The organism is Lentzea sp. NPDC037011 (assembly GCF_055607425.1).
The window spans coordinates 151,482-171,849 of sequence record NZ_JBVJRT010000013.1; the positions used below are offsets into that span (position 1 = coordinate 151,482).

The following is a 20,368-nucleotide window of genomic DNA, read 5'->3' on the forward strand; positions in this document are numbered from 1 at the left end:
AACCGTGGTCGCCGCGGAAGACGCCGGCAAGATCGGCGTCGCCGAGAAGCTCGGGATCGAATCGGGCATGGTCGTCCAGGAGATCGGCTGGGACGAGGACGTCGACGACGCCCTCCGCGCAGCGGTCGAAGAGCAGATCGGGGCCGACATCCTCGACGAGGAGGCCGACGAGACGGTGAACGTCGTCTTGCTCTGGTTCCGGGAGGACGATGGCGACCTGGTGGACTCCTTGCTCGAAGCCACCAACCTCCTGGCAGAGGACGGCATCATCTGGGTGCTGACCCCGAAGACGGGCCGTACCGGCCACGTCGAGCCGAGTGACATCGCCGACGCCTCCGGGACTGCGGGCCTCTCGCAGACCTCGAACATCAGCGTGGCCGACGACTGGGCCGGCACGAGGCTGGTGTGGCCGAAGTCCGCCAAGGCCAAGCGCTGACTCGAGCACGGCCCGCATAGGCTGTGACCCACGGGCGGTTGTCACCCGTCCGTGGTTCAGTCGTGTGTCAACCGGAGAGGTCTTCCTTCATGGCGGTCGAGGTCGGTTCACAAGCCCCGGACTTCACGCTCAACGACTACAACAAGCAGCCGGTGACGCTGTCGTCGTTCCGCGGCTCGAAGAACGTGCTCCTGGTCTTCTACCCGTTCGCCTTCAGCGGCACCTGCCACGGCGAGCTGTGCCAGGTGCGCGACGAGATCGCGGCCTACGAGGACGAGAACGTCCAGGTGCTCGGCGTGTCGGTCGACAGCGTGTTCGCCCTGAAGGCCTGGGCGACGCAGGAGGGCTACTCCTTCCCGCTGCTGTCGGACTTCTGGCCGCACGGCGCCGTCGCGCAGGCCTACGGCGTGTTCAACGACGCGGTCGGCATGGCGGTGCGGGGCACGTTCCTGGTCGACACCGGGGGTGTGGTGCGCTTCGCCGAGGTCAACGGCCCCGGTGAGGCCCGCGATCAGGAAGGCTGGAAGAAGGCCGTAGCCTCCTTGAAGGCATGATGTACCTGTCCGGCGCCGTGGTGGCGGCGGGCGGCACGGGCGTGTAGCTCAGCGGAAGAGCACTCGGTTTACACCCGAGCGGTCGCAGGTTCGAACCCTGTCGCGCCCATTTCACACGGGGCGAGGTGCGTTGGCGCACCTCGCCCCGTTCTTCTGCCGGTGGCGCAACTTCGATCGTGATGGCATCTGGAACCGGCCAGGTCGGTGCCGTACTTTTACGGCCTGTCGGGGACGTTTGGGCCCACCACCTCCGAAGGACGACGACTCGTGAAGCGCAGGGGCAAGACGCCGCGGCCCGACCTCGGCACCGTCACGCAGGAGCAGGTGAAGCTGCTCGCGCTGGTCGAGCAGGGCGGGGTGCACCGCGGCGCTACCAGCTGGTACCTGGAGCACCGGCCCGCGAAGCAGTGGGACGCCGAGGCGCTGGAGGTCCTGCGGCTGCGCGGCTGGATCAGCTGGGTGAAGCCCGACCGCGCGATCGACCACGGCATGGCCGCGCCGGTCGACATCACGCCGGAGGGGCGGGTGGCGTTGCGGCACCACCTGCCCGACTGGGTGCTGGGGCGCAGGGCGATCGCCGCCTCGCCGCCGCGGCTGCCCGCGGTGGAGACGATCGGCGTGTTCGACGCACTGCGGTGACCGCGGGTCCGGGGAAGACGGAGAGGCCATGACGAACCTGTTGACCGGCGGCGAGCTGCGGGCTCGTGAGCACCACCGCATCGAGGACGAAGCGCGCGCGTCCGGGCCCGTGCACCCGGTGACGCTGCCGAACGGCGTGCGCCTGCAGGTCGTCACCGTCGGGCTGGAGCTCACCCGCAGGCTGCTGACCGACCGGCGGCTGTCGAAGGACAGCGACGCCTTGCAGCGGGAGATGAAACGCCAGCTCGCCGCGCTCGGCAGCACCCAGACCGAGTTCGCGGGGCTGTTCGGGCCGAGCATGCTCAACAGCGACAACCCGAAGCACGCCCGGTTGCGCGGGCTCGCGGCCAAGGCGTTCACCTGGCCGGCGGTGCAGCGGCTCGCCCCGCGCGTGGAGCAGGTCACCGCGGAGCTCGTCGGCGCGCTGCCGGTGGGGGAGGAGGTCGACGTCGTCGCTGCGGTCGCCGTGCCGGTGCCGTTGCACATCATCGGCGAGGTGCTCGGTGTGCCCGAGGGTGACCGTGCGCGCGTGCGGACGTTGATCGAGACGATGATGTCGATGGAGCCGGAGGTGTCGCAGCCGGCCAGCGACGCGCTGGGCGGTTACTTCCACGCTCTGCTGAGCGGCGGCGGCCTGGACGAAAGCTCGCTGTTCGGTGCGTTGGTGGCAGCCGACGACGACGGCGACCGGTTGACCCACGACGAGCTCATGGCGATGGCGTTCCTCCTCGTAGTAGCGGGCCACGAGACGACGGCGGGTCTCATCACCAACGTCATCCACGACGCGGTCGACCACGGCCTGTGGGAGCGGGTCGCGGCCGAACCCGAGTTGGTGCCGGTGCTCGTCGAGGAGACGCTGCGGCAGAACTCGCCGGTCCGCAGCGCCACGCACCGGATCACCACCGAGCCGGTCGAGATCGGCGGTGTGGTGGTGCCGGAGGGCACGCTGCTGCTCATCAACCTCGGCGCAGCCGGACGCTGCCCGGTCGCGCACGAGGACGCCGCGCGGTACCGGGTCGACCGGGCGGCGACGGGGCACGCGTCGTTCGGTCACGGCCCGCACTTCTGCCTGGGGTCGGGGCTGGCGCGGCTGGAGACCGAGACCGTGCTGCGGCAGCTCACCGCACGGTTCCCGCGCGCCCGGTTCGCCGGCGACGGGCCGCCGGCCGTGACGCACAACGACATCATGGTCAGCGTCCGTGAGCTTCCCGTCGTGTTCGGCGGTCCACACGGGACGGACACCGGTCCGGCCGAGTGGAGCAGCGCAACGGGTTCTCTGTCGTAACGGGCGTGCGAGAGCCGCGACAGCGTTCAGCGGGGGATTAGGGGACCAACCCCCAATGCGGCTGACCAGGGCTATCCCCGAGTCCAACCGGGACGTAGCTTCCCCTCATGTCACTGCGCACGTTCGCCGTCGTGGTCGGTCTTGCGTTCCTCCTGGGTGGGAGCGCGATCTTGTTCGTGGCGCTGGCCGTCGAGTCGCCGAGCGGTGCGCTCGTGCAGTGCGGCAACGGCCTGGGCATCGGCTTCGACGAGTCGGCCGCCGCCGCGATGGGATCGGCCTATGTGGACATCTGCGGTGACCTGCGCCTGCGTCGGCTGTACTGGGCGCTGCCCGTCATCGGCGTGGGCGCCCTGCTGCTGATCGGCTCTTTGGTCGCTTCCCGCGACGCTACTCGCCGGTAAGGTCGCGGCATGACGTGGATGGTCTACGGAGCCAACGGGTACACCGGCCGGCTCATCGCCGAGCTCGCCGTCAAGCGCGGCGAACGACCGGTCCTCGCGGGCCGCTCCGCCGAGAAGGTCGAGCCGATCGCCGCCGCCCTCGGCCTGGAGCACCGCGCGTTCGACCTCTCGCAGGCCCGCGCGCACCTGGAGGACGTCGACGCCGTCGTGCACTGCGCCGGCCCGTTCGCCCACACCGCGACCGCCATGGTCGACGCGTGCCTCAAGACCGGCACGCACTACCTCGACATCACCGGTGAGATCGACGTCTTCGAGTCCATCGCCCTACGCGACGCCGACGCGCGCAAGGCCGGCATCGTGCTGCTCCCCGGCGCCGGTTTCGACGTCGTCCCCACCGACTGCGTGGCCGCGATCCTGAAGAACGCCCTGCCGACCGCGACCCACCTCGACCTCGCGTTCGTCGTCGGCGGGGGAGCGAGCGCGGGCACCACGAAGACCTCCGTCGAGGCCGCCGCGGTCGGTGGCCGCATCCGCGAGGACGGTGCGTTGAAGAGCGTCCGCATCGGACACCGCAGGCGCACCGCCTACTTCCGTTCCGGCCCGCGCGAGGTCGGCAGCATCCCGTGGGGCGACGTGAGCACCGCCCACCGCTCGACCGGCATCCCGAACATCACGACGTTCACCCTCGTGCCCGGCGCGCTGGGACAGCTGCAGAAGGTGTTCGCCCCGGTCCTGCAGGCGCCGTTCGTGCAGAACGCCGCCAAGACCGTCGCCGCCAAGGTCAAGGGACCCGACGAACGCAAGCGCGCCACCACCCGCGCCGAGGTGTTCGGCGAGGCCTGGGACGCCTCCACCAAGGTCGACTGCGCCCTCACCACCCCGAACGCCTACAGCCTCACCGCCGACTCCGTGCTGCGCGCCATCGGCAAGGTCGCCGGCGTCGCCCCCGGCGCCCACACCCCGTCGAGCGCGTTCGGCGCCGACTTCATCCGCGAGCTCGACGGCGTCGTCGTCGGTGAGGTCCGCTTCAGCTAGCTCCCCCGGTCTGGCCAGCTCGAAGCTCACCGATATATCAGCTGCACGCAAAATACGTTTGCGGACGTCCGCAAAAGACTCATTGCAAAGGGGTTAGCGAACGACAGCGCCCAACCGGTACATCGGCGTGAGCTGCCGATATATCAGTTGGGCGCTGTCGTCGTGGAGCTGAGGGTCAGCGGGGCGCGAGCAGGCTCGTGATCTCCTGCGAGGCCGACACGGTGAGCAGGTGCTGGAGGTTCTCCGGCAGCTCTTCGCCGCGCTTCTGCTTGGCCTGCGCGTACAGGCGGCCGGCGCGGTAGGAGGAGCGGACCAGCGGCCCGGCCATCACACCGAGGAAGCCGATCTCCTCGGCCGTCTCCTTGTGCTGGACGAACTCCTCGGGCTTCACCCAGCGCTCCACCGGGTGGTGCCGCGGCGACGGGCGCAGGTACTGGGTGATGGTGATGATGTCGCAGCCCGCGTCGTGCAGGTCGGCGAGCGCCTCGGTGACCTCCTCCGGCGTCTCGCCCATGCCGAGGATCAGGTTCGACTTCGTGACCAGGCCGAACTCGCGGGCCTTCGTGATCACCTCGAGGGAGCGCTCGTAGCGGAACGCGGGACGGATGCGCTTGAAGATCCGCGGCACCGTCTCCAGGTTGTGCGCGAGCACCTCGGGACGGGACTCGAAGACCTCGGTCAGCTGCTCCGGGACCGCGTTGAAGTCCGGGATCAGCAGCTCGACGCCCGTGCCGGGGTTCATCTCGTGGATCTGGCGGACGGTCTCGGCGTACAGCCACGCGCCGCCGTCGGCCAGGTCGTCGCGCGCGACGCCGGTGACCGTGGAGTAGCGCAGGCCCATCGCCTGGACCGACTCGGCGACGCGGCGGGGCTCGTCGCGGTCGAGGTCGGCGGGCTTGCCGGTGTCGATCTGGCAGAAGTCGCAGCGCCGCGTGCACTGCTCGCCGCCGATCAGGAACGTGGCCTCGCGGTCTTCCCAGCACTCGTAGATGTTGGGACAGCCGGCCTCTTCGCAGACCGTGTGGAGGCCTTCGCGTTTGACCAGACCCTTGAGCTCCCGGTATTCGGGGCCCATCTTCGCGCGCGTCTTGATCCAAGACGGCTTCTTCTCGATCGGCGTCTGGCTGTTGCGGACCTCGAGCCGCAGCAGCTTCCGACCCTCTGGTACCACAGTCACCACCTCACCCTACGCTGCGCCCCCGCGTGTCCGGCGTCACGCACGTCCGACGGTGGGACGCCGTGCCGGACGCCGGGTGGAGCAGCCTCGTTGTTCACGATCTGTTGTTCATGCGAGTCGTGTCGACCATGAACAACGCGCCGCGCCGAGACTGTTCCTCGCCCGGAGGTGACGACCGGGTAGCCGGTGTCCTCCGACTCCCCCCCAAGCGGGGGCACCGGCCCGGCCCTTCCCGCCTACGGCAGGTCGGGGGTGATTCCGGTCAGCTTGACGGTGAGGTCCCAGAGGCGGCTCGCGGCGAGGTCGTCGCGAGCCGCCGGGGTCATCCCGGCGATCGCGGGGTGGCCGCGCAGGCCGTTGAAACCGCCTGGCCCGTAGTAGAGGCCGCCGTGCGCGTCCGGTGAGGTCGCCGCGTAGAGCTGCGGCAGCGCGCCCATCTCCACCGACTGCGAGAACAGGTGGCTGAGGCGGCCGCCGAGGCGCATCACCGACGACCGGTGCGCGCTGGCCATGTTGTTGGTCAGCTCGGTGGCCGTCATGCCGGGGTGCGCGCCGATCGACGCCACGTCCGGGCAGCGGCGGTCCAGTTCGCGTGCGAACAGGATGTTGGCGAGCTTCGACTGGGAGTACGCGGCGGCGGCGTGGTACGAGCGGTGTTCCCAGTTCGGGTCGTCGAAGTTCATGCGGCCGTACTTGTGCATGATCGACGCCACGGTCACCACCCGCGCGCCTGGCCGTTGCCGCAGCACGGGGAGCAGCAGGAACGTCAGGGCCGCGTGGCCGAGGTGGTTGGTGCCGAACTGGCGCTCGAAGCCGTCGGCCGTCCGGCCGAGCGGGACGGCCATGATGCCGGCGTTGTTGACCAGGACGTCGAGCGTGCCGACCCGGTCGGCCGCGGCGCGGACGGAGGCCAGGTCGGCGAGGTCGAGCGGGAGGACCTCGGCGGACCCCCTGACCTGGCGCCGGGCCGCCTCACCGCGTTCGGTGGAGCGGCAGCCCATCAACACGTGGGCGCCTTTGTCCGCCAGCACCTGGGCGGTGCGCAGGCCGAGACCTGAGTTCGCACCGGTCACCAGCACGGTGCGGCCGGTCTGGTCGGGGATGTCCGCGTCGGTCCAACGACTCATGGGGTCATTCCTACCGCCCGGTAACTGCCGAGCGGAAGGTGGGCGTCGAGTACCGCTCGCAACACCGGCTCGTCGGCCGCGAGCTCCGCGGTCACCCGGTCCTCGTCGACGGGGCCGTCGAGCGCGGCGGCCTCCATGCGCGCGGTCAGCTTGTTGTGCCAGCGGTGGTCGAGCGCCAGCAGCAGTTCGTCGAGCGAGGAGAACACGTCCGGATCCACGATGAGCGGCGCGGACGGGTCGCGACGGGCGTCGTGCAGCACGGCGTCGAGCGCGTCGCGGCGTCGGTAGTGATCGGCCCAGGCCATGGTTCGTACCCCCGGTTTCTCGCATACCTTCGGTATGACATGACCATACCACCGGTACGTACCGCCGGTATGTGAGCTACGTTTCGTCCGTGCGAAACCGACGGGCCGAGTACTCGGAGTCGACCAGGCAGGCGCTGGTCGACAGCGCGGTCGACCTGTTCACCAAACGCGGCTACGCCGGCACGTCACTCGACGAGGTCGTCAAACGCGCACGTGTGACGAAAGGCGCGCTTTACCACCACTTCAGCGGCAAGCAGGCGTTGTTCGAGGCGGCGTTCGCGCAGGTCGAGACGAAGTCGATCGAGCCGCTGGCGGCTCTGGTGACCGGCGAGGGCGAACCGTGGGACATCGCGGTCGCCGGGTTGCGCGCCTACGTCCGCAAGTGCCTCGACCCCGAATACCAGCGGATCATCGTGCACGAAGCGCCGGTGGTGATGGGCTGGGAACGCTGGCGCGAGGCGGAGGAGCACTTCAGCTTCGGCCTGCTGCGCACCGCCGTGCAGCTGCTCGTGGACGCCGGTGAGATCGAGGAGGCGCCGGTGGAGATCATGGCGCGGCTGCTGTTCGGGGCGCTGTCCGCGGGCGCGAGCACCATCGCCAGCTCGTCCGACCCGAAGCGCACGGGCCGCGAGGTCGAAAGCGCGATCCTGCGGGTACTGGAGGGACTGCGCAAGAAGTAGTCGAGTTCCGCCCTAGCGGCCCGGCGCAACGTCGATCACCACGCGGACAACGAGGTGGTCAGCATCATGATCGAACCGGTCAACACGCGCCTGGGACTCGACGGCAAGCTAGCGCTGGTGACGGCGGGGACCCACGGGCTCGGTCTCGCCATCGCGAGCAAGCTCTGCGACAACGGCGCCCACGTCATCCTCACGACCTCTGCCGACGACGTCGACCTGGAGCGCGCGAAGCTCGTGCTCGCGGGCAAGCCCGGCTCGGTGACGGTCACCCAGCTGGACATCACCGACGAGCACTCGGTGCGCCTGCTCCTCGACCGGGTCAAGGAGGAGCGAGGTCAGCTCGACGTGTTCGTGCACCACGCCGTCTCGCCCGACCTCACGCCGTTGCTCAACGTCGTGGAGCCGCTGGCCAAGGCCTTCGTCGACGGCGGGCGGGTGGTCGTCGCCGGCTACACCGTGACACCGGTGCACGGCGTGATCCGCACACTCGCCCTGGAGATGGCCTGGTACCGGGTGGCCGTCAACGCCGTCGTCACCACCGTCGTCGACAACGGCCCCATGAACATCGACCCCGACCTGGTCGACCGGCTCGCCATCAAGAGCCCGTCCGGGCGGGTGACCCTGCCGGAGGACATCGCGAACGCGGTCGCATTGCTGTGCACCGACGAGGCCTCCTGGATTCAGGGTCAAGTCATCACCGTTGACGGCGGACTCGAACTGCTGGAGCGGTGGGGCGAAACGCGCTGATCTTCGCGAGGCGCATGCTCCACCGGTCCGCTCGGGTGCGACTCGAGCGGACCGGTTCGCGTTTCGGAAACCGAGCGAGGAGTGAGCGCCCGGTGACCCGCGGTCATCTGGCGATCGGCAATATTAATTGCTCATAGCGCATTCGGAGTAACGCTGGCCGCAATGGGTCCCGATGCTTGTCCTGCATGGTCACCGAGTGTAAAACTCGAAATGGTGACCTGGGGGCAACTAGGGGGTCGGATGATCAGAGTGCTGCTCGCCGAGGACGTGCAAATGGTCCGGGGCGCTTTGGTCGCTTTGTTGAATCTCGAACCGGATATTGAGGTCGTCGCGTCCGTCGCGACCGGTGACGAAATCATCGCGGCGGTGGAGAAGAACAAACCGGACGTCGCGGTGCTCGACATCGACCTCCCCGGCATGGACGGCCTTTCCGCCGCCACCGTCATCCACGACACCGCCCCCGACACCCGGACGCTGATTCTCACGAGCCTCGGCCGGCCGGGAACGCTGCGCCGCGCGTTGAACGCCCGCGTCAACGGTTTCATCCTCAAGGACGCTCCCGTCAGCGAGCTCGCGGACGCCATCCGCGGCGTCTCCGTAGGCCGCAGGGTGATCGACTCGCAGCTCGCGCTCTCGGCGTGGGACACCGACGAGTGCCCGCTCACGCCGCGAGAGCTCGAGGTGCTGCGGCTCGCCTCCGACGGCGCCGACGCCATGGAGATAGCCACGACGCTGTTCCTGTCCGTCGGCACCGTGCGCAACTACCTGACGGCCGCGACGGCCAAGCTCGACGCCCGCAACCGGGTCGACGCCGTCCGCATCGCCCGCAAGTCCGGCTGGTTCTGACCGGGCCCGCTCTGACAGCACACCCTTTGCAATGACTCTTTGGACGACGTCCGCAAAAGACCAGTTGCAAAGGGGTAGCTGTCTGACGCGAGCTATCTGAGGCGGGCTGCCGGCGGTGAGCTACCTGGCGGTTGAGCAACTTTGCAACGAGTCTTTGGACGACGTCCGCAAACGAGTCGTTGCAAAGGGGCAGGTCGGAGGGGTGTGAGGAGCGCGGCTGGAGAGCTGGGCGCAACTGATATATCGGTGTAGCTACACCTGAGGGTGTGCGTTGGCGCGGGCCGGGACGCACGGGATCGCGGCGTGCACGTGGAACGAGCCGTCGCCGGTGTGGCGGGCGGTGAAGGTGCCGCCGGCGGCCTGGACGCGTTCGGCCTGGTTGCGGACGCCGTTGCAGTCGAGCGAGGTGGAGCGGACGGCGGCGCCGTCGTTGACGACGTCGAGCAGGACCGTGCCGCCGCGCTGGTGGACGCCGATGGTGCAGGTGCTGGCGTCGCTGTGGCGCAGGACGTTCGTCACGGCCTCGCAGAGCACCGCGGACAGCACGGTCTCGATGGCCTCGGGAAGCGGGTCGTGGTCGAGCTCGACGCGGACGTCGATGTCGGAGGCCGCGAGCATCGCCTTGGCGGAGTTCGAGATGTCCGCGAGAGAGAGCGGGCGGTAGGCGCGGGCCAGGGAGCGGACGTCGGCCAGCGCGTGGTGGGTGATGGTGAGGATCTCGCTGATGTGCTGCTTGGCGTGGTCGGGACTGTCGGCGACGATGCGGTGCGCGAGCTCGCTCTTCAGCTTGATCGCGCTGAGGCTGTAGCCGAGCAGGTCGTGCAGGTCGCGGGCCACGCGGAGGCGTTCGGCGGCCACGGCGGCGACGGTGGTGTCAACCGCGTCCAGGGGCAGCGGGTCCGGGGGTGCCGCGACGGGGGTGGCGGGGACCGGGCGGTGCGTCGCGAAACCCGTGGCCAGGCCTGCCAGCAGCAACGCGGTCGCGGCGGTGGCCATCATGGCCTCGCCGTGCGCTGCCTGGGCGAGACCGGTGGCGATCACGGTCAGGACGAACAGCGACCAGCCGAAGAACGGGCGCAGCACGACCAGGGCGTTGCCCGCCACCAGGCCTGCCACGCCCGCCCAGGAATGCCCGAACGCGACGTACGGCAGCACCAGCAGCAGGGCCTGCGCGGCCAGCACCAGGTGCCTGTGGAGTATCGACAGCTGCCCGAAATAGGTCAGTTGCAGTACGACGAGCAGTGAGAAATCAATGGCCGAGACCACCAATTCGGGGGTGTCGCCGGCGAGCAGCAGAGCGCGGGTCAGGTCCGTCAGGCAGACACCGGCGAACAGGGCGACGATGACCGCGCGGTATCTCGGTATCGCAGGCGATGCAATCAACGTGCCCCCCAAGAGCAAACCGCCCAAGAGCAGACGCAGCACTCTCGTGATCACGACGTGCGCTCAGGCCCGAATACTAGACAGACCAGAGCAGTCAGGTCTGACTTACTGTATCGGTGCAGATCGTTGTTTCGCATTGACTCGCAGCTCAATTTCACGCGAAAGGACCAGTATTTTCGGCAACAGTCACCGCATGTGTTCGCGTGCTTACCGGACGGATCTGTTTGGGTTCGTTTGAGCATATGAATTTTTCACGCCGGCCGCAGTAGTTCGCCATCCGAGAGTCGTGGCGGGATACGTGGCGTGCGATAGCCCCGCTCAGGTGAACTTGGTGGCACGACCAAGTCGACCGCCGCTGTCAGGGGAGGATCCAATGGAGATCAAGGTTCTGGGACCGCTGGAGGCACGGGAGAACGGCGTCTCGATCGCGCCGAGCGCGGTGAAGCCCCGTCAGGTGCTCTCGCTGCTGGGCCTGCAGGCCGGGCACGTCGTCACGGTCCCGACGTTGATCGAAGAGCTCTGGGGGATGACACCGCCGCGCAGCGCGCTCACCACGCTGCAGACCTACGTGCTGCAGGTGCGGCGGCGCATCGAGGCGGCCATGCCGGGCGAGGGTCCCGGTGTCGCGAAGAACGTCCTGGTCACCCGGTACGGCGGCTACATGTTGGACGTGCCGCCGGAGGCCGTGGACGTCCGCAGCTACGAGCGGCTCGCCACCGCGGGTCAGCGCGCGTTCGAGATCGGTGACCTGGAGTCCGCCTCCCGGCTGCTGCGCAACGCCGCCGACGTGTGGCGCGGCCCGGTGCTCGTGGACGTGCAGATCGGCGTGCGGCTGGGCATGGAGGTCACCCGCCTGCAGGAGAGCCGCCTGGGCGTGCTGGAGACGCGCATCGAGGCCGACCTGCAGCTGGGCAAGCACCAGTCGCTGCTGAGCGAGCTGTCCGTGCTCACCGCGCAGCACCCCATGCACGAGAACCTGTGCGCGCAGTACATGCTCGCGCTCTACCGGGCCGGCCGGCAGTGGAAGTCGCTGGAGGCCTACCAGGCGCTGCGGGACACGCTCATCGAGGAGCTCGGGCTTGAGCCGTCCGAAAGGCTGCGTCAGTTGCAGCGGGCGATCCTGAGCTCCGAACCGTCGCTCGACAAGCCCCTGTCCCCTCGCCAGCTGGAGCGTCAGCTCGCGGGCTGAACCCCCGTCGGGAGCACATCGTGGAGACCACCGGTGCAGGTGCGTTGATCAAAGCGCTTGAGGACGTGGGCTGCGAGGTGATCTTCGGGATGCCCGGTGGGGCGATCCTGCCCGCGTACGACCCGCTGTTCGACTCGAAGATCCGGCACGTGCTGGTGCGGCACGAGCAGGGCGCCGGGCACGCCGCGCAGGGGTACGCGCAGGCCACCGGGCGGGTCGGGGTGTGCATGGCGACGTCGGGTCCGGGGGCGACGAACCTGGTCACGCCGATCGCGGACGCCTACATGGACTCCGTGCCGATCGTGGCGATCACCGGCCAGGTCAGCCGGTCGGTGATCGGCACGGACGCCTTCCAGGAGGCGGACATCCGCAGCATCACGCTGCCGATCACCAAGCACAGCTTCCAGGTGCACGACCCGGCCGACATCCCGCGGGTGGTGGCCGAGGCGTTCCGGCTCGCCGCCACCGGGCGGCCGGGACCGGTGCTGGTGGACCTGCCCAAGGACGTGCTGGCCGCCACCACCACCTACACCCCGCCCAAGCCCGTCGCGCAGTCCCGCCCGGTGCTCTCGCCGGTGCAGGTCCGCACCGCCGCCCAGCTCATGGGCACGTCGAAGCGCCCGGTGTTCTACGTGGGCGGGGGAGTGGTCCGCTCCGGTGCCGCGGCGGAGCTGCTCAAGCTCGCGAACTCCACCGGCATCCCGGTCGTCACCACGCTGATGGCGCGCGGCGCGTTCCCCGACTCGCACCGCCAGCACCTCGGGATGCCGGGCATGCACGGCACGGTGCCCGCCGTCGCCGCCCTCCAGCGGGCCGACCTGCTGATCGCGCTGGGGACCCGGTTCGACGACCGGGTCACCGGGTCGCTGCCGCACTTCGCCCCGCACGCCGCGGTGGTGCACGCCGACATCGACCCGGCCGAGATCTCCAAGAACCGCAAGGCCGACGTCGGCATCGTCGGTGACTGCCGCGACGTGCTCGCCGCCCTCAACGCGGTCGTCTCCCACGTCCCCGACCTCACCGAGTGGTGGGCCTACCTCGACGGCCTGCGCACCACCTACCCGCTCGGCTACGACCACCCCGAGGACGGCGCGCTCGCACCGCAGTACGTCATCGAACGGCTCAGCACGCTCGCCGGCCCCGAGGCGATCTACACCTCGGGCGTCGGCCAGCACCAGATGTGGGCCGCCCAGTACGTGCGCTACGAACGCCCCGGCTCGTTCATCAACTCCGGTGGCGCGGGCACGATGGGGTTCGCCGTGCCCGCCGCCATGGGAGCGCAGACCGGCGCGCCCGACCGCACGGTGTGGGCGATCGACGGCGACGGCTGCTTCCAGATGACCAACCAGGAGCTCGCCACCTGCGCCGCCGAGGGCATCCCGATCAAGGTCGCGATCATCAACAACGGCAACCTCGGCATGGTCCGGCAGTGGCAGACCCTGTTCTACGAGGGCCGGTACTCCAACACCCGGCTCGGCACGCACGACCGGCACCCCGACTTCGTCAAGCTGGCGGAGGCGCTGGGCTGCGTCGGGCTCCGCTGCACCACGCAGTCCGAAGTGGACGACGTCATCCTGGAGGCCATGTCCGTGCGGGACCGGCCGGTCGTCATCGACTTCGTGGTGGGGCAGGACGCCCAGGTCTGGCCGATGGTGCCCGCCGGCACCGGCAACGACGAGGTCATGGCCGCACGAGGAATCCGCCCCCTGTTCGACGAGGAAGAGTGATGACCAGACATTCGCTGTCCCTGCTGCTGCGCAACGACCCCGGTGCGCTCGCCCGGATCGTGGTGCTGTTCTCCAGCCGCGGCGTCGAGGTCGAGTCGCTGAGCCTCGGCCCCGCCGAGCGCGGTGAGCTGTCGCGCCTCGACGTCGTGGTCGACCTGCAACCCGGCCGCACGCCGGCCCAGCTCATCAAGCAGCTCGGCCGGATCGTCGACGTCAAGAGCGTCGTCGACCGCACCCACGACGAGGCGCTCGAACTGGGCGCCTGAACAACGGAGAATGGCCGCCCCGAACCTGCGGGGCGGCCATTCTCCGTTCCTGCGCCGGGGTGCCTCAGGCCGCCTTGGGGACGTGGCGGTCGACGACGCCGGCGTACTTCTCCAGCGTCTCGCCGGGGGACGGACCGTCGAGGGCCTTGTGGATGCTCTCGGCGATCTCGCCGTGGCGGTGCAGGTCGGCGTGCGTCAGCGTGACCTTCGTCGTGGCCGGGCCGACGATCTCGAAGTCCACCTTGATGAACGACGCCTTGTCGTCCTCGAAGATCGGCTGCCAGTAGGGGCCGACCCGCCACGTCATGACGAGGCGCTTCGGCGGGTCCCACTCGGTGATGGTGCCCCAGGCGATCTCCTCGCCGTCAGCGCCGCGCTCGAAGTAGCGGCCGCCGACGAACGGCTCGATCGTGATGGCCTGCCGGTCCTTGACGAAGACGTGCGACTCCGGCCACCACTCGATCGGCCGTCCGGCGAAGATCGCGAACGCCTGCTCGATCGTCGCCTCGACCGTCACCGACTTGGCGACATCGGGAGTTGAGGCCATGTGGCCCTCCTCGCGGGGTTGGGTTGCGGGTGATGTCGCTGTTCACCGTGACCGGTTTGTCTCAACCGCCGATCGAACCGAGGTCGAACCAGGACGGCTCGACCGGATGTCCAGTGCCGCCACCCATATTCGCGGTAGCGAAACCCGGCAGACCGAGGAGTTGTCGTGTCCCCAGCCAGTGTTGCCGCCTCCGTTGCGGTCTACATCGAGGTCCAGACGTTCTACGCCCGGCAGATGCGGCTGCTCGACGCGTTGGACGTGGAGGGCTACGCCCAGACGTTCACCGAGGACGGCGTCACCGACCACGCCCACCGCGGCGAGAAGGTCGAGGGCCGTGCCGCCCTGATCGCCGGCGCCAGCGCCGCGCTGCCCCGCTACAAGGGGGTCGCCGTGCGGCACTGGAACGACCACTACCTGGTCGAGGAGGTCGACGAGAACACGCTGAACGTCAGCTACGCCTCGCTCGTCACCCGCACCACGCTGGACGGCCAGGTGTCGTTCGAGCCCACGTTCTCCATCGAGGACGTGCTCGTGCGCATCGACGGACAGCTCTACACCAGGTCCCGCACGATCCACCGCGACCTGCCCGTCCAGGCCGCGTGACCTGCACACCCAGGAGGTGACGAGGTGACTGCTCAACAAACCGGGCTGGCCGCCGCCGCGGAGAAGGTCAAGCTGATCGCCGCGGAGCACGCGGTGCAGGCCGACACCACCCGCGAGCTGGCCCCCGAGGTCGTGGAGGCACTGCGCGACGCCGGGTTCGCGCGGCACTTCGTCGCAGCCGGGCGCGGCGGCTCGCAGGGCACGTTCGCGGAGCTGACCGAGGCCGTCATCACCGTGGGGCAGGGCTGCTCGGCCGCCGCGTGGTGCGCGTCGCTGTCGGCGTACTCGTCCCGGTTCGCCGGGCTGCTGCCCGAAGAGGGCCACGACGAGATCTGGGCGTCCGGCCCGGACACGTTCGTCGTCACCGGCCAGCCGCCCATGGGCAAGGGCACGGTCGTGGACGGCGGCCACCGGCTCAGCGGCCGGTGGACCTACGTCAGCGGCGTGGACTTCGCCGACTGGGCGCTGCTGTGCGGCATGGTCGGTGACGAGGGCCGCTTCTTCGCGGTGCCGCGCGGCGACCTCACGGTCCTCAGGACGTGGGACAGCGTCGGGATGAAGGCGACCAGCAGCCATTCCGTCGTGGTGGACGACGTCTTCGTGCCGTCCCACCTGTCGCTGAACCGCGCCGACCTGCTCACCGGCACCAGCTGGTCGCCGGTGCCGAGCCACAACGTCCCGTTCCAGGCGGTCGGCGGCCTCACGTTCGTCGCACCGGCCGTCGGAGCGGCGATGGGAGCGCTCGACGCGTGCGTCTCGGTGCTGTCGGGGAAGAAGCAGTCCGTCACGTCCGCGGTCGACCTGGTCCGCGCGTCCGGTCAGGTCGAGTCGGCGAAGCTGCTCGTGGAGCAGAACGCCAGGGTGCTCGACGACCGCGAGTTCACCCCGGCCGCGATGGCGCGCAACGAGCGCAACGTCGCCTACGTGGCCGAGGTCCTGGTCGACGCGACCGGTGGCCTGGTGCGGGCCGCCGGCACCGGTGGCCTCGCGGAAGGTGGTGCGCTGCAACGGTTCTGGCGCGACGTCGTGAGCTGCTCCAGCCACGTCGCGCTGCGGTACGAGACCGCGTCCGTGCGCACCTACCCGGCGTCGCTCTTCGGCTGACGCCGGGAGAACCGGCCCCGGCGCCACTGCGCGGCGCCGGGGCCGCAGGCGTGCCGTCGTTCCGCTCCGCCGCGACCTGACCGGGACTCAAGCGGAGGGGATCACCCTGGTAGCTCGACCGGCAGTCGTCGTTTGGAGGCAGGAGGTGGGACCTCGTTCAACAAGACCGGCTCTCCAGCCACGACGAGTCCTGACCCACCCCCTGCCGTGCGCAGCGGAACATCAGTCATCTGAGGAGAAATCGTGACCTCCACCAACACCAACCCCGACCTGGAGTCGCCACCGGCGGCTGCCGCTGCGCAGGCGGCTGCGGTCGTCGACGCGCCGGCGGCCGACCCGCGCCGCTGGATAGCGTTCATCATCATGACCGTCGCGACGTTCATGGACATGCTGGACGGCAGCATCGTCAACGTCGCACTCCCCGCGATCCAGCACGGCATGGGCGCGAGCTTCGTGCAGCTGCAGTGGATCACCGCGGGCTACGTCTTCGCGTTCGCCCTCACACTGATCACCGGCGGTCGCCTCGGTGACATCTACGGCCGCCGCCGGATGTTCCAGCTCGGCGTCCTCGGCTTCGTCCTCACGTCGTTCCTGTGCGGCATCTCGATCAACCCGGAGATGCTCGTGGCCTCCCGCCTCGCGCAGGGCCTCGCGGCCGGCCTGATGGTGCCGCAGGTCATGTCGATCATCCACGTCACCTTCCCCGACAAGGAGAAGGGCGCGGTCTTCGCCATCCAGGGCACCATCGGTGGTCTCGCGGCCACGATCGCGCCGCTCGTCGGTGGCCTCCTGGTCGCCTGGAACGTCTTCGGCTGGGACTGGCGGACGATCTTCCTGGTCAACGTCCCGATCGGCATCCTCGGCTACGTGCTGGGCTGGAAGTACATCAACGAGTCGAAGGCCCCGAGCCGCATCCGCCTCGACCTCGTCGGCGTCGTCCTCGCGACCGTCAGCCTCACGGCCCTGCTGTTCCCGCTGACCTTCGGCCGCGAGCTGCACTGGCCGGCCTGGGGCTTCGTGCTGATGGCCGCCTCCGTCGTCGGCTTCATCGGCTTCGTCGCCTACGAGAAGGCCAAGCAGCGCAAGGACGGCATGCCGCTCGTGCCGCTGAACCTGTTCAAGTCCCGCAGCTTCTCCGCGGCCCTCGCGCTGATGCTGGGCATGTTCAGCTTCACCGGCATGTTCATGCTGGCGCTCTACCTGTACCTGCAGGAGGGTCTCGGCTTCTCGCCGCTGCGGACCGGTGTCACGCTGCTGGCGTTCTGCATCGGTGCGTTCATCACCGCGTCGGCCTCGGTCATCGCGCTGGTGCCGAAGTTCGGCCGCGCCGTCCTGCAGGTCGGTGCCGTCGTCATCGCCGTCGGTGTCGCGGTGCTGCTGTTCTCGGTCAGCCCCGACGTCACGAGCTGGGGCCTGGTTCCCGGGTTGCTGCTCATCGGCCTCGGCTTCGGCATGACGGCCACCCCGATCGCGCTGTTCGCACTGCAGGAGGTGCCGCACGAGGACGCGGGTGCGGCCTCCGGCCTGATCAACACCAAGCAGCAGCTCGGTTTCGCGGTCGGCATCTCGGTCGTGACGCTGGCGTTCTTCTCGCCGCTGGCCTCCCACGGCGCGACGAACACCGAGGCGCTGGCGCCGCAGTTCCGCCAGGAGATCGTGGCGGCCGGTGTCGCGGACGCCCGCGCCACCGAACTGACCGCGGCCTTCCAGACCTGTGCCACCTCGACGTTCTCCGGTACGCCGGACGCGGCGGCGTGTGGTGCGGTCCAGGCGGACCCGCAGGCCAAGGCGATCGCCGACAGGTTCTCGCACCAGGCAGCCGGTCAGTCCTTCACGGACGCGTTCCGCACCACGCTGTACGTCGGCTTCGGCTTCGCGGCCCTCGCGCTGCTGCTCGCCTCCTTCCTGCCGCGCTGGCTGAAGCAGGAGGAGTGGGGCGCTCCCGCCGAGGACGGTGCCGCCGAAGGCGCTGAGGAACCCGCCAAGGCGTAGTTCCACCCGCTGTTGCAATGGGCCCCGGACCACCCGTCCGGGGCCCTCTGCTGTGAGCACGCGGGGGCCCCGCGTGCCTCCTGGGGGAACGCGGGGCCCCCGCGTGCACGAGAACAGGCCCCCACACGGGTGGTGGGGGCCTGTGGGGTGACGGGGTGTGACGGGGGGTCAGATGCGGAACGCGGCGCCCTCGACGTCGACGGGGCCCTGCCACGGGGTGCCGTCGTTCATGTTGATGTAGGTGTGTGCCTTGGTGCTGAACTTCTTCTTGTTCGCGCTGATCTTGCCCAGGTGGCTCGCGTTGATCGAGCCGACCGGGTTGCCGTTCTCGTCGCGGTGCGCGTGGTGGGTGATCCAGAAGCTGAACTGGCCGTCCTTCGCCGCCGTCCAGACGCCCCGGCCCTCGAGGTGGTCGGGGTAGCCGGGCTTGGTCTCGCAGTGCAGCTGGTAGTCGGCGGTGAAGTCGCAGAACAGCGGCGTCAGCAGCGGCGGCTGTTCGATGTGGATGGTGACGGTGAGGTCCCAGCGGCCGACGAGCGCGTTCTCGTAGCTGGGCTTCGCGGTGGCACCGGCGGCGGCGACGACGGGTACTGCCAGCGCACAGGCGGCCACGGCGGCCATGGCCTTCTTGCGGACGTTCATGGGGGACGCCTCCGATGAGGTGGGGCAGCGGACGCGCTGAGTGTTGTTCGCGCAGCTCAAGCACCCCTGTAGCGCCAGTTGTGACCCGAGGCGGCTTCGAGGCGGGTTGCGGAGGATGGCACAAAGCGAGAGGAGCTGGGGCATGTCTGCATCGGTGACCGACGCGTTCCGCTGCCGGGCGGCCAGGACGCCCGACGCGGTCGCGCTGTCCGCGGGACACGACGTCGTGACGTACGCGGAGCTGGACAGGTGGTCCGACGCGCTCGCCGGCGAGCTCGTCGAGGCCGGTGTGCGGTCCGGCGACCGGGTGGCGGTGTGCCTGGAACGGTCGGCGCAGCTCGTCGTGGCACTGCTCGGCGTGCTCAAGGCCGGTGCCGCGTACGTGCCGATCGACCCCGAGGACCCCGAGGCGCGGGTGTCGATGATGCTCGCCGACGCGCAGGTGTCCGTCGTGGTGGGCCGGTTCTCCGCCGGGTTCACCACGCTGAAGGTACCGCCGCGCGGATCGAGGTCCACTGTGGACGCACTCCCGGTCGTGGCACCGGAGGACGTGGCGTACCTGATGTTCACCTCCGGCTCGACGGGCCGGCCCAAGGCGGCGATGGTGGAGCACCGCAACATCGCGAACCTCGTCACCGCGCCGAACTACCTGGAGATCACCGCACAGGACCGGTTCCTCCAGCTCGCCACGGTGGCGTTCGACGCCGCCACGTTCGAGATCTGGGCCGCCCTGCTCAACGGCGCCCGGCTCGTGCTCGCCCCACCCGGTGTGGTGCAGGCGGAGGAGCTCGGCGACCTGCTGCGCACCAACGAGATCACCGTCCTGTTCCTCACCGCGGCGCTCTTCCACCGGCAGATCGACGTGGACGTCGACGCGTTCAAGGGCCTGCACACGGTCATGTCCGGCGGTGACGTCCTGTCCGTGCCGCACATCCGGCGGCTGCGGGAGGCGCTGCCGACCGTGCAGATCATCAACTGCTACGGCCCGACCGAGACCACCACGTTCGTCACCTGCCACCGCGTCGGCGCGGACGAGGACCTCGGCGGCACCCTCCCGATCGGCAGGCAGCTGCAGAACACCGACGTCGTCATCGTCGGCGACGACGGGACACCGGTGCCCGACGGCACCGCGGGCGAGCTGTGGGCGGGCGGCGCCCAGGTGGGCCGCGGCTACTGGCAGCGCCCGGACCTCACCGAGGAGCGGTTCGTGCGCGGCAGCTGGAACGGCGTGCGCTACTACCGCACCGGCGACCAGGCCCGGCGGCGCCCGGACGGCGTCGTCGAGTTCCTCGGCCGGATGGACGACCAGTTCAAGCTGCGCGGGTTCCGCATCGAACCGGGCGAGGTCGAGAACGCGCTCACCGAGCACCCGCAGGTGCGCGCCGCGGCGGTGGGCGTGCGCACCCACCCCAGCGGTGACCGCAGGCTGGTGGCGTGGGTGGTGCCCTCCGGCGAGGGGATCGACAAGCGCTCGCTGCGTGCCCACATGCGTGCGAGCGCACCGGAGCACATGGTGCCGGCCGGGTTCGTCGTGGTGGACGAGCTGCCGATCACGAGCAACGGCAAGACCGACCGCAAGGCGCTGCCGGAACCGGACTGGAGCTCGAAGGCGCTCTACGTCTGAGCGGCTCAGGACATGCGGAAAGGGGCGGGCTCGCAGGGAGAGCCCGCCCCTTTCGACGC

22 protein-coding genes and 1 tRNA gene are annotated in these 20,368 nt (G+C 69.6%); 17 read left to right on the top strand and 6 right to left on the bottom strand.

Translation table 11 applies throughout. The features are described from left to right. Nucleotides 1-4 precede the first annotated feature (4 nt). From ACZ7CH_RS33885 to ACZ7CH_RS33915, 7 genes are all read left to right on the top strand, one after another. Nucleotides 5-436 carry a DUF3052 domain-containing protein gene (locus ACZ7CH_RS33885; RefSeq protein ID WP_360397271.1) on the top strand — a complete coding sequence of 144 codons (432 nt, stop codon included), beginning with the start codon at nt 5-7 and terminating at the stop codon, nt 434-436. Nucleotides 437-525: 89 nt separating this feature from the next. Next, complete coding sequence (locus tag ACZ7CH_RS33890) at nt 526-990, top strand: peroxiredoxin (protein WP_458433808.1); 465 nt, start codon at nt 526-528, stop codon at nt 988-990. A gap of 37 nt (nt 991-1,027) precedes the next feature. Next, nucleotides 1,028-1,099: transfer RNA gene (locus ACZ7CH_RS33895), tRNA-Val, on the top strand. A gap of 158 nt (nt 1,100-1,257) precedes the next feature. Further along, nucleotides 1,258-1,629, top strand: a complete 372-nt coding sequence (locus ACZ7CH_RS33900) for a hypothetical protein (protein WP_360397275.1) — start codon at nt 1,258-1,260, stop codon at nt 1,627-1,629. Between the two features lie 28 nt (nt 1,630-1,657). Beyond that, entirely contained in the window at nt 1,658-2,914 is a 1,257-nt protein-coding gene (locus ACZ7CH_RS33905) for a cytochrome P450 (protein ID WP_458433803.1), read from the top strand. A 107-nt stretch (nt 2,915-3,021) separates the two neighbouring features. Then, nucleotides 3,022-3,315, top strand: coding sequence for a hypothetical protein (locus ACZ7CH_RS33910; RefSeq protein ID WP_470371841.1), 294 nt, complete (start codon nt 3,022-3,024; stop codon nt 3,313-3,315). Nucleotides 3,316-3,324: 9 nt separating this feature from the next. Beyond that, nucleotides 3,325-4,350: a saccharopine dehydrogenase family protein gene (locus ACZ7CH_RS33915; RefSeq protein WP_360397281.1), complete on the top strand. Its 1,026-nt coding sequence runs from the start codon at nt 3,325-3,327 to the stop codon at nt 4,348-4,350. 175 nt (nt 4,351-4,525) lie between these two features. On the opposite strand, the gene lipA is transcribed toward ACZ7CH_RS33915, so the two are convergent. The 3 genes from lipA to ACZ7CH_RS33930 all read right to left on the bottom strand — a co-directional run bounded on the left by lipA (nt 4,526) and on the right by ACZ7CH_RS33930 (nt 6,959). Beyond that, entirely contained in the window at nt 4,526-5,527 is a 1,002-nt protein-coding gene (gene lipA, locus ACZ7CH_RS33920; protein ID WP_360397283.1) for a lipoyl synthase, read from the bottom strand. 236 nt (nt 5,528-5,763) lie between these two features. Continuing rightward, entirely contained in the window at nt 5,764-6,654 is an 891-nt protein-coding gene (locus ACZ7CH_RS33925) for an oxidoreductase (RefSeq protein WP_470371840.1), read from the bottom strand. Beyond that, nucleotides 6,651-6,959, bottom strand: coding sequence for a hypothetical protein (locus tag ACZ7CH_RS33930; protein WP_360397287.1), 309 nt, complete (start codon nt 6,957-6,959; stop codon nt 6,651-6,653). The genes ACZ7CH_RS33925 and ACZ7CH_RS33930 overlap by 4 nt, the downstream gene beginning before the upstream one ends. 89 nt (nt 6,960-7,048) lie before the next feature. On the opposite strand from ACZ7CH_RS33930, the gene ACZ7CH_RS33935 reads away from it, so the two are divergent. The 3 genes from ACZ7CH_RS33935 (at nt 7,049) to ACZ7CH_RS33945 (ending at nt 9,232) form a co-directional block, all read left to right on the top strand. Next, nucleotides 7,049-7,639, top strand: a complete 591-nt coding sequence (locus ACZ7CH_RS33935) for a TetR/AcrR family transcriptional regulator (protein WP_360397289.1) — start codon at nt 7,049-7,051, stop codon at nt 7,637-7,639. Between the two features lie 66 nt (nt 7,640-7,705). Beyond that, entirely contained in the window at nt 7,706-8,386 is a 681-nt protein-coding gene (locus ACZ7CH_RS33940; protein WP_360397291.1) for an SDR family NAD(P)-dependent oxidoreductase, read from the top strand. A 240-nt stretch (nt 8,387-8,626) separates the two neighbouring features. Beyond that, entirely contained in the window at nt 8,627-9,232 is a 606-nt protein-coding gene (locus ACZ7CH_RS33945) for a response regulator transcription factor (RefSeq protein WP_360397293.1), read from the top strand. 252 nt (nt 9,233-9,484) lie between these two features. On the opposite strand, the gene ACZ7CH_RS33950 is transcribed toward ACZ7CH_RS33945, so the two are convergent. Continuing rightward, nucleotides 9,485-10,615, bottom strand: coding sequence for a sensor histidine kinase (locus ACZ7CH_RS33950; protein WP_470375795.1), 1,131 nt, complete (start codon nt 10,613-10,615; stop codon nt 9,485-9,487). Nucleotides 10,616-10,988: 373 nt separating this feature from the next. On the opposite strand from ACZ7CH_RS33950, the gene ACZ7CH_RS33955 reads away from it, so the two are divergent. The 3 genes from ACZ7CH_RS33955 to ilvN are packed head-to-tail and all read left to right on the top strand — an operon-like array spanning nt 10,989 to nt 13,797. Then, a complete protein-coding gene (locus ACZ7CH_RS33955) occupies nt 10,989-11,804 on the top strand; it encodes an AfsR/SARP family transcriptional regulator (protein WP_360397297.1) in 816 nt (271 codons plus the stop codon). A 20-nt stretch (nt 11,805-11,824) separates the two neighbouring features. Continuing rightward, complete coding sequence (locus ACZ7CH_RS33960; protein WP_470375796.1) at nt 11,825-13,531, top strand: acetolactate synthase large subunit; 1,707 nt, start codon at nt 11,825-11,827, stop codon at nt 13,529-13,531. After that, nucleotides 13,531-13,797, top strand: a complete 267-nt coding sequence (gene ilvN / locus ACZ7CH_RS33965) for an acetolactate synthase small subunit (RefSeq protein WP_360397299.1) — start codon at nt 13,531-13,533, stop codon at nt 13,795-13,797. Before ACZ7CH_RS33960 ends, ilvN begins: the two co-directional genes overlap by 1 nt. 64 nt (nt 13,798-13,861) lie before the next feature. Here the strand turns inward: ilvN and ACZ7CH_RS33970 are convergent, their stop codons facing one another. Further along, nucleotides 13,862-14,344 (bottom strand): SRPBCC domain-containing protein, encoded by a 483-nt coding sequence (locus ACZ7CH_RS33970; protein ID WP_470375797.1) that lies wholly within the window; start codon nt 14,342-14,344, stop codon nt 13,862-13,864. A gap of 165 nt (nt 14,345-14,509) precedes the next feature. Between ACZ7CH_RS33970 and ACZ7CH_RS33975 the strand changes: the two genes are divergently transcribed. The 3 genes from ACZ7CH_RS33975 (at nt 14,510) to ACZ7CH_RS33985 (ending at nt 18,043) form a co-directional block, all read left to right on the top strand. Continuing rightward, nucleotides 14,510-14,947 carry a nuclear transport factor 2 family protein gene (locus tag ACZ7CH_RS33975; RefSeq protein WP_360397303.1) on the top strand — a complete coding sequence of 146 codons (438 nt, stop codon included), beginning with the start codon at nt 14,510-14,512 and terminating at the stop codon, nt 14,945-14,947. Nucleotides 14,948-14,971: 24 nt separating this feature from the next. Next, the gene (locus tag ACZ7CH_RS33980; RefSeq protein WP_458433799.1) at nt 14,972-16,051 is read left to right on the top strand and encodes an acyl-CoA dehydrogenase family protein; all 1,080 of its coding nucleotides are present in this window, start codon (nt 14,972-14,974) and stop codon (nt 16,049-16,051) included. 243 nt (nt 16,052-16,294) lie between these two features. Continuing rightward, nucleotides 16,295-18,043, top strand: a complete 1,749-nt coding sequence (locus ACZ7CH_RS33985) for an MFS transporter (RefSeq protein WP_360397309.1) — start codon at nt 16,295-16,297, stop codon at nt 18,041-18,043. 168 nt (nt 18,044-18,211) lie between these two features. Here the strand turns inward: ACZ7CH_RS33985 and ACZ7CH_RS33990 are convergent, their stop codons facing one another. Next, entirely contained in the window at nt 18,212-18,685 is a 474-nt protein-coding gene (locus tag ACZ7CH_RS33990) for a hypothetical protein (RefSeq protein ID WP_360397311.1), read from the bottom strand. 142 nt (nt 18,686-18,827) lie between these two features. On the opposite strand from ACZ7CH_RS33990, the gene ACZ7CH_RS33995 reads away from it, so the two are divergent. Continuing rightward, nucleotides 18,828-20,309 (top strand): amino acid adenylation domain-containing protein, encoded by a 1,482-nt coding sequence (locus ACZ7CH_RS33995; RefSeq protein WP_360397313.1) that lies wholly within the window; start codon nt 18,828-18,830, stop codon nt 20,307-20,309. The last annotated feature ends 59 nt before the right edge of the window (nt 20,310-20,368 follow it).